Source organism: Pseudomonas sp. EA_65y_Pfl1_P113, assembly GCF_963970525.1.
Taxonomy (GTDB): domain Bacteria; phylum Pseudomonadota; class Gammaproteobacteria; order Pseudomonadales; family Pseudomonadaceae; genus Aquipseudomonas; species Aquipseudomonas tritici.
This window is the reverse complement of sequence record NZ_CAXAQM010000714.1, coordinates 1-330: the sequence shown is the minus strand read 5'-3', so window position 1 is coordinate 330 and position 330 is coordinate 1. Positions and strand designations below refer to the sequence as shown.

Below are 330 nucleotides of genomic sequence, written 5' to 3'. Positions count from 1 at the left end.
GAGCTATGGCCCCGTATTTCTACAGGCGTTTCCCACACAAAATTGGTGGGTCTGGGCAGATTCGAACTGCCGACCTCACCCTTATCAGGGGTGCGCTCTAACCAACTGAGCTACAGACCCAATTTCGAGCTACAAGGCCGACCTCACCCTGCTCTTTACCACAAAGCATGGGGTGCGCTCTAACCAACTAAGCTACATCCATCTCGGGCTGCTTCTTATCGTCTTCTTCAATGAATCAAGCAATTCGTGTGGGAACTTATGGAGCAGCTGATGTCGTCGATTAAGGAGGTGATCCAGCCGCAGGTTCCCCTACGGCTACCTTGTTACGAC

Annotated in this window: 1 tRNA gene; it reads right to left on the bottom strand. The window is 52.1% G+C overall.

Annotated features, from left to right (window positions below):
- Positions 1–43: 43 nt before the first annotated feature.
- Positions 44–120: transfer RNA gene (locus tag AACY52_RS31860), tRNA-Ile, on the bottom strand.
- Between the last annotated feature and the right edge of the window lie 210 nt (positions 121–330).